The organism is Microcoleus sp. B4-C2, from assembly GCF_036705265.1.
Taxonomy (GTDB): Bacteria; Cyanobacteriota; Cyanobacteriia; order Cyanobacteriales; family Microcoleaceae; genus Microcoleus.
Genome location: NZ_JAUBUB010000134.1, coordinates 1 through 8007, shown reverse-complemented (window position 1 = coordinate 8007; position 8007 = coordinate 1). Strand labels below are relative to the sequence as shown.

Genomic DNA, 8007 nt, shown 5'->3' with positions numbered 1-8007 from the left:
TCGGCGGCTCCGTCCCCGTCATCATCGGCGGCTCCGTCCCCGTCATCATCGGCGGCTCCGTCCCCGTCATCATCGGCGGCTCCGTCCCCGTCATCATCGGCTCCGTTCCCGGCGACGGCGTAGGCTGCGGCACCGTGCCGCTATCCAAACTATCCGCGTTTTCATCGGGTAGCCGCCCTTCGAGAAAAATTAGTGGTACTGCACTTGGCATTGTTCCGACTCCTTGCGACGCTACTCAAAACTACTAAATAAACTTAAAGTCAGATGCAGTAATGACGGTGCTGAGCGCTCCGGGCACTGTAGGAATAGAATTCAACACTGCCAAATCGAAAGCTGGGAGACTGTCATCTGCCACATTCGGGTCGAAGCCGAGAACGTACTTGTTAAAAGTATTGTTCAGGTACACGAAGAAAGCTCCCGTTTTGCTCGAACCGTTTTGATTCTTCAACACTGCATTTATTGCTTGAGCGTTGTCAAATTTAGATTCAAACAAAATGACTGATTGCTTGCTAATGTCGTCGCCGCTAGACCCGATATTCCTGACGATAAAACTGGTGAAATCGAGAGTAGTTCCTGAGTTGGTTAAACCTCCGAAATTTGACGACCTGAACAAAAATCTGTCGGTCTCGCTGCCGTTAGCGTTAAAGTCAGCAATCACGTCCACGCCTTCGCTGGGAGTTTCATAGTAGAAGAAATCATTGCCAGCATCGCCCGTGAGCAAGTCAGAACCGTTGCCACCGCCCAAAATGTCATTGCCTTCACCGCCCGAAAGCGAGTCGTTGTCATCGCCACCCAATATCAAGTCATTGCCGAAGGCGCCGCTGAGACAGTCGCTGCCGGCACCGCCGTCGAGAGTGTCGTCGCCAGCTTCGCCTAACAGGGAGTCGCTGCCGGCCTCGCCCAACACGTAGTCATTGCCCGAACCTCCGAGTCCCGTGTCGTTGCCTTCTCCACCCAAAATCGTGTCATCGTTGTCCCCGCCCAAGATGGAATCGTTATTGATACCGCCGTCGAGCAAGTCTCTGCCCAGTCCACCGTCGAGGATGTCGTCGCCTGCACCGCCGTCGAGGGAGTCGTCGCCAATGCCACCAAGTAAGGTGTCAATCCCGGCGCCACCAAGTATCGAGTCCTCGCCGGATTCTCCCAATATCGAGTCATTGCCTGTTCCGCCGTCAATGGTGTCGTTGTTGTCACCGCCGGCTAGGTTGTCATTGTCATTGCCGCCGAACATCAGGTCGTTGCCCAGTCCGCCGATCAGCGAGTCTATGCCGTCTTGGCCGTCGAGGGTGTCGTTGCCCAGTCCGCCGTCAACGGTGTCGTTGCCGATCGCACCCACCAGCGAGTCGTTGCCTGCTTCACCGAATAGGAGGTCGTTGCCGCCACTGCCGTCCATGATGTCGTTGCCCTCGCCCCCAGCGAGGGTATCGTCGCCGGGCCCGCCGACGATGAAGTCGCTGAGGTTGCTGCCTGTAAAGCTGCTGGCCGGGAGTGCGCTGCGATCGACAATATTATCTACCACCGTGATACTGAAGGATGCCGGCCCGATAGTTGCAGACCCATCGGAGGCTGTAAACGTGAAACTGTCGCTGCCCCCTTCTGCCAGCAAGTTGTATTTGACGATGTTGTTGTTGATATCGTCTTGGCTGAATTTGCCGCCGACGTTGAGAAACGTGCTACCCCTTTGGACAAAACCTCTGGTAGCATCGGGGGCTTTAGTAATCGTGTAAACGATTTCCAAGGGGCTGTTGTCGGGATCTGTGATTAACAAATCGGCGGCAGTGATTGTCTGGATAGGATTACTTTTGGCAACCACTACACCGTCGTTAATTATTAGCTGGGGCGGGCTACTGACGTTGATGGTTACTACCGCCTTACTTGTGCCACCGCTGCCGTCGGAGATCGAGTAGCTGAAGCTGTCAGTACCCGAGAAGCCCGGATTCGGGGTGTATTTGAATACGCCGCCGCCCACGGGAACCAGGCTCCCTTTGCTTGCTGGAGCAAAAGTCGTGACAGTCAGAGCGCTTTGTTCCTGGTCAGTGTCGTTCAACAGAACGTTGAAACTGAGCTCTTGACCCGCAACCGTGGTGAAGTTATCGTTAACTGCTCTTGGAGGTTGGTTAAAGATAGGCGGCGGACTTCCTGTCGGCGTCGGACTTCCTGTCGGCGTCGGCAAATTCGGCGTCGGGAACGTCGGCAGCGGCTCGTCCGGTGTCGGCGGTGTCGGCGGTGTCGGCGGCGTCGGCGGTGTCGGCGGTGTCGGCGGCGTCGGACTTCCTGTCGGCGTCGGACTTCCTGTCGGCGTCGGACTTCCTGTCGGTGTCGGACTGTCTGTCGGCGTCGGTAGGGGAAGTGGAGTTGCGCTGCCGGGAACTGTGGGCGCAATTACAAATGAGCTTCGCCCTAGGGTTCTGCTGTCTACTCCCGGCAATACTGCTAAAAAGTCGCCGCTGACGCCGTTGCGAATAATTGTACTGCCGGCTTTCGTCTCAGTGCTTTGGAAGATTACCAAATCTTCAAACTTGAGGTCGCCACTTAACCCGATTAAATCTTCGCCTTGGCGAAAGTCTGTGAAAATGTCGGCATCAGCGAGATCGGGGCCGCCTGTGGTGATAAATGCCGCGTTAGTGCCGTTGCTGCTGCCGCTGGGGGAACTGAATGCACCGATGACGAAGACATCTCTGCCTTCGCCTCCTGCCACTACGTCTTTGCCTGCTTCGCCCCAAATAACGTCGTTGCCAGCACCGGCGTCCACGATGTCGTCGCCGTCACCGCCGAATACTATGTCATCGCCGTCGCCGGCAAAAATTGTGTCCCCGCCGGCGTTTCCGTAGAGCCAGTCGCCTCCTTCGTTGCCAAATAGCAAGTCTTCGCCGTCGCCACCGAAGAGCGAGTCGTTGCCTTGGTCGCCCCACAGAATGTCGTCGCCTCGATCGCCCAAAAAGCTATCGTCGCCAGAACCGCCACGCAAGCTGTCGCTGCCTTTGCCGCCGTAAGCCGTGTCTCTGCCTTCGCCTCCGATTACCGTGTCGTTGCCGTCATTGCCATAAAGCAGGTCAGGGTTATTTCCCCCATCGAGGGAGTCGTTATCTTTGCCTCCGTACAGGGTATCGAGTCCTGAACCGCCATCAAGAACGTCGTTGCCCTCATTGCCGAACAGCACGTCGTCATCGTCGTTGCCAAATAGTAAATCGTCGCCTCCGACTCCTTGCAAGGTGTCGTTGCCTTGCAGCCCGGAAATCACGTCGGGGCCGGGACTGCCAGCTAAGGAGTCGTTGCTTTCTGTGCCGCGGACTACGCCGCCGATGATTCCGGGCGAGGTACCTTGGCCTCCGCCCCCTGTGTCGTCTATGTCGCCAATTGTGTCGTCCCCGGATGGAGGTGTTGGAGGTGTTGGCGGCGTCGGAGGTGTTGGCGGCGTCGGAGGTGTTGGCGTCTCTGGTTCTGGCGTCTCTGGTTCTGGCGTCTCTGGTTCTGGCGTCTCTGGTTCTGGTGTTGGAGGTGGTATAATTACTAATGGCACTGCACTTGGCATTATTTTGGCTCCTTTAAACGACTATCCCGATTTACTTTAAGAACTGATTAGTATCAGTTTGTTGCCACCAATCTGGCTTAAAATTGATTAATAACCCCATCATTTCTAACATACTAAATCAAAACTGCCACGGCTATAGATATTTTTTAAGCGGGGCATCTTTTGATCTCAAAATATTAATGATTGCACGTTTTGAGGCCTATGTTGGGTATACTTTAATATCGCGCCAGATCGAGAGAACCTAGAAGTCGGGCTTGGAGTCAGCCCGGTTTATTTATCCAGAATCAGAAAAAATAAAAATCTTCGCCGTCATAATTTTTTCTTTCCGAATGTTGAATGCTGAATACAGATTTGCCTTTTGCCTGCAGAAGTGAATGCCTCATGCTGACTGCTGACAAGAAACAGAGCTGTTAATTAGGGGCAGAAGCGGCCCGGTTTGTTCTTGTCCACTGACGGATAGTTCGCTGTGGCACAGGTAAAGCAGGGAACAGCGACTTAACAAATCTAGCAGAATTCGCCGCAGTCGCTGTTGGTCGGCCGCCGTTTCCTCTTCGGTTTCCCAGGGATGCCCCAGTTGCGATCGCAAAAATAAGGGAGCGCCAAACAATGTCGCCGCACCGCCACTCAGCCACAGGGGCGAGCCGGCATCCAGCCAAAAGTGCCATTTGTGGGCGCGGCGGCTGCTGCGGTACTGGAAGATGTTGGCGAGGGTGACGGCTCTGGCTGCTGGGCCTTCTGGACGCACTGGAAAGGGGTTGGCGGTGACGGTTCCTTGGCGCAACAACTGAATGAACCGGGCGATCGTTTCTGAGTCGCCGCCATTTGTTGGTTCTACGCGCTGCATTCGCCCGTTGATTTCCCAGTAGTGGGTGGCGGTTTCCATTAACTCGCGCAGGGCTGCTAGCCGATCGTAGGGCAGGTATCTGTCGTTCATGAGAAATTTCTGGATGGCTCGATCGAGTAGGGCAATTGGACTCGGCAACAGCCGCTCCTGCTGTTGCGATCGCTGTTGTTCGATCCACTCGACAATGTGATCGTAGGCCCTGGCTGCTCGGTGTCCCACTCTGTCCCACCGGGGAAAGGCTGTAATGGGCAGCAATTGAGGTCGATCGATATCTGGACAAAAACAGTGATCGGCGATTAAACCTGCTCTCACTTGGTCGATCGATTTTTGATTGTGAATTTGAGATTTTAGATTGAACGTCGAGTTGGAATCTTCTGTTTCCAATGAACGGTGTTTCTGGCTGCCCAACACTACCAGCATTTCGGCTGCGCCGTCTCGATCGACTAAACGGCCGAGTCCCGGATAAACTAAGGCTAACAAAGTGAGTAAAGCTCGAATCTCTGGGGTAGTCGAGAGCGGCCGCTGATCGTTGAGAGATACGGCGGCGATACCATCTCGCGCGAGAATTTCCGTTAAACTGTAACGGGCGATGGCATCCATCCCAGGGGCAATTACGGCGATTTCCTGCGGTTCCACGGCTTGTGACTTCACCGCATCGACGATGATTTCGGCGGTTTCTCGCAGCAGTTGAGCCCGGGAAGTGGTTTGGAGCGATCGAACTTTACCGGGCAAACTCAAGCCTAAAGGATAAAAACCCTCCGTATTAACTGCTAAACTTACCGCTAACTCTCCAATCTCTGCGGCTAAACCCGCTTTTGCGTCCAAATTTTCCACACTTTGACAGCGGCTTTCGAGTTGGGCTAGGTATTCCGTGTCAGCCCCCAAGCCCAAACGCACTCCTCCGTCTGGATTGTAGGAGAACGCCCCCGCTGCACCGAAGTCGAGCATTCGATCGAACAAATGGCGACTTATCGCCGGATAATCGTCAACATCGTCTGCGATCACAGCTTGGTATCTAGAGGCCAAATGCTGCTGGTAACTGACATCCGGCAACAAATAGCGCCAGTAGAGTTCGCAAACAATCCCGTAAGTCAGGAGCCCCCGCGTCAAGCACCATTCCCGCCACCTTTCCAGCAACTCTCCCATGCTAGTCCACAGGTTGTTCGAGCCGGCTGAGAGAGCAAATCCCTGTTCCAGAATGCTGGGAATCTCTTCTCTCGGTGTACCGCTGACAGCAGCAAGTTGTAATAAGTCTAGTGTTCGACGCACCATTCGGTTTGGACTTACCCCTGTTTTTTGCAAAATCCCTTCGTCTAATTCGCGACGCCAGAGTCTCGCGGCAAGTTCCAGTTCTGTTTCAGGTTGCAGCCGCAGGGGAAATTGAGCCCTCAAATCCAGCGACTGAACTAGCAGGGGCCAAAATAACAATACTTCCTGCTCAAAAAAACCGAAGGGCGTTGTGGAGTGAAAGGTATATTTTCCTTCGGTAGCGACGGCGATGCGATCGGCTAATTCTAGCCGGTTGTCTCCGTTAGCTGCTAAGACTAAAATTGCTGGGGCAGTTTGTCCCGCCCGCCTCCGCCCGGAACTCGATCGCCCTGAAACTGTTGCAGGCAGAGGCTTGACAGTTTTGCTCCAAATGCAGAACTGCTCGACTAAACGAGTGGTTTTGCCACTGCGGGCAGATCCGACAATCCAAATTGAATCTTCGGTGGCAGTTCTCAATTTATGTAAATTTGTTACCATACCGTGAATACTTTAATCACTAATGTCTACAGCCAACTAACCAGCTTTAGCTATGAATACTTCTCCGTGGAACAGGATTGTAAAATATCTCTACAGCCTTCACCAATGGTATCGAGAAACGCCTGAGAGAGCTCTAGAACAAGCCTACGATGCTGCCTTAGCAATTAAGGCGATCGAAGACGAGCATTTTGGCGGTCAAGGAATCTCTGAGCGATCGGGAGATTACGGACAAAGCACCCTGTCTTACTTTAAATCCGAACTGCAAAAATACCTCAAGGTCATCCAAACCCGAATGGTTGAGTTTAATGCTAGCCGTTCTTTTTTGGAACTGCCGGAGCGAGTGGGGGCTAAACCCAAAACGGGGGACAGCGCTGATTATCACCAGCACGGATTACATCTCAACAAGAAAGATAGAGAATCCCTTATATTTGAGAAGCTAGAGTTTATTGATGGAGTTATCGACAAGTATATTAATAATAGTAGATCGACGGCAATTGTTCCGGTTGTCAGTTCAGTAAATTTGTCGGCAAAATCTACAAATAGCAGCTCTCCACCCGATCCAAAAAATAAAGGTTCAGCTAATTCTGTTCAAATTCACGATGGTGAGGTTGACACTAACTATGAAGAAGTAAATTTATTACCGCGATCGCTTTTGGGGACTTTGAATCGCATCACTAAAGATTTAGACCCTGGAGCTGAAAAAGAAGTAGTCAAGAATTTTCGCAATTCCAAAGTAAAAACAATTATTTCTCTCAGATTTATTTTGCTTTTGATTTTAGTTCCGCTGTTGACGAATCAAATTTCCAAAAACTTTCTAGTCGGCCCGATAGTTGACCATTTTAGAGGTCAAGAAAATGCTCCCGTTTTCATAAATGTTAACCTGGAAGAAGAAGCATTTCAAGAACTGGAGAGATTTGAGCAGCACCTCAATTTTCAAAGGTTAATAGGCACTGCTCCCTCGCTTTCTTTAGAGGAAACGGAAAAGATGATTGCCGCGAAAGCAGTTGAACTAGCGGAGGAATACCGCGCTGAAAGTGGTGGAGCCATTAAAAATATTTTTGCTGATTTGATTTCCTGCATGGCTTTTGCCGCGATTATCGTCACTAACAAGAAAGAGATTGAGATTTTAAAGTCTTTTATGGACGATGTGATTTACGGCCTCAGCGACAGTGCGAAAGCTTTCGTAATTATTTTGTTTACAGATGTGTTTGTGGGATTCCACTCGCCTCACGGTTGGGAAGTAATTCTCGAAGGTTTATCGAGGCATTTGGGACTACCAGAAAATAGGCAGTTCATATTTTTGTTCATTGCGACGTTTCCAGTTATCTTGGATACGGTATTTAAGTATTGGATATTCCGTTATTTAAACCGGAGTTCGCCTTCTGCTGTTGCTACTTACAAGAATATGAACGAGTAATCAGGGGCGAAGGAAGTTCGGCAACGGATTATGTAGCGGATGTAAAGGATAGAAGCAAGAAGGAAGTTCGGCAACGGATTAGCTTTCTTCGGATGTAGCGGATGTAAAGGATAGAAGGAAGAAGGAAGTTCGGCAACGGATTATGTAACGGATGTAGCGGATGTAAAGGATAGAAGGAAGAAGGAAGTTCGGCAACGGATTCTTTAACGGATATAACGGATGTAAAGGATAGAAGGAAGAAGGAAGAAGGAAGGAAGAAGGAAGAAGAAAAAAAGATGTAATAATAGCGATGGTTTCAGGCATTGATAACGTCCTCAGTAGGGCATTCACTGCACACATAGTTGCTTACCCATAGCGCACAAAAGCATTTATTGTTTGCGTCAGGAGTGGTGTGAACTAACCTGACGGTCAACTGGGTACAGTTAGACCGCAGGCTTCTTTTTCCTTTTTTTCAAAGGCTTTTTTGAG

At 51.3% G+C, this 8007-nt stretch carries 4 protein-coding genes; 2 read left to right on the top strand and 2 right to left on the bottom strand.

Annotated elements, in window-relative coordinates; all coding sequences use genetic code 11:
* The coding region (locus QUB20_RS26270) for a hypothetical protein (RefSeq protein ID WP_333250701.1) at window positions 1–248 on the top strand (248 nt) is incomplete at its 5' end.
* Here the strand turns inward: QUB20_RS26270 and QUB20_RS26265 are convergent.
* Both QUB20_RS26265 and QUB20_RS26260 read right to left on the bottom strand, forming a co-directional pair.
* Window positions 245–3532, bottom strand: coding sequence for an Ig-like domain-containing protein (locus tag QUB20_RS26265; protein ID WP_333250699.1), 3288 nt, complete (start codon window positions 3530–3532; stop codon window positions 245–247). The genes QUB20_RS26270 and QUB20_RS26265 overlap by 4 nt on opposite strands.
* Window positions 3533–3911: 379 nt before the next feature.
* Complete coding sequence (locus QUB20_RS26260) at window positions 3912–6122, bottom strand: recombinase family protein (RefSeq protein WP_333250696.1); 2211 nt, start codon at window positions 6120–6122, stop codon at window positions 3912–3914.
* A gap of 52 nt (window positions 6123–6174) precedes the next feature.
* On the opposite strand from QUB20_RS26260, the gene QUB20_RS26255 reads away from it, so the two are divergent.
* The gene (locus QUB20_RS26255; RefSeq protein ID WP_333238714.1) at window positions 6175–7539 is read left to right on the top strand and encodes a proton extrusion protein PcxA; all 1365 of its coding nucleotides are present in this window, start codon (window positions 6175–6177) and stop codon (window positions 7537–7539) included.
* Window positions 7540–8007: the final 468 nt, after the last annotated feature.

Coding starts and splice junctions, on each gene's coding strand:
- QUB20_RS26260 (WP_333250696.1), bottom strand. CDS start 6,122: ATGGTAACAAATTTACATAAATTGAGAACTGCCACCGAAGATTCAATT.
- QUB20_RS26255 (WP_333238714.1), top strand. CDS start 6,175: ATGAATACTTCTCCGTGGAACAGGATTGTAAAATATCTCTACAGCCTT.
- QUB20_RS26265 (WP_333250699.1), bottom strand. CDS start 3,532: ATGCCAAGTGCAGTGCCATTAGTAATTATACCACCTCCAACACCAGAA.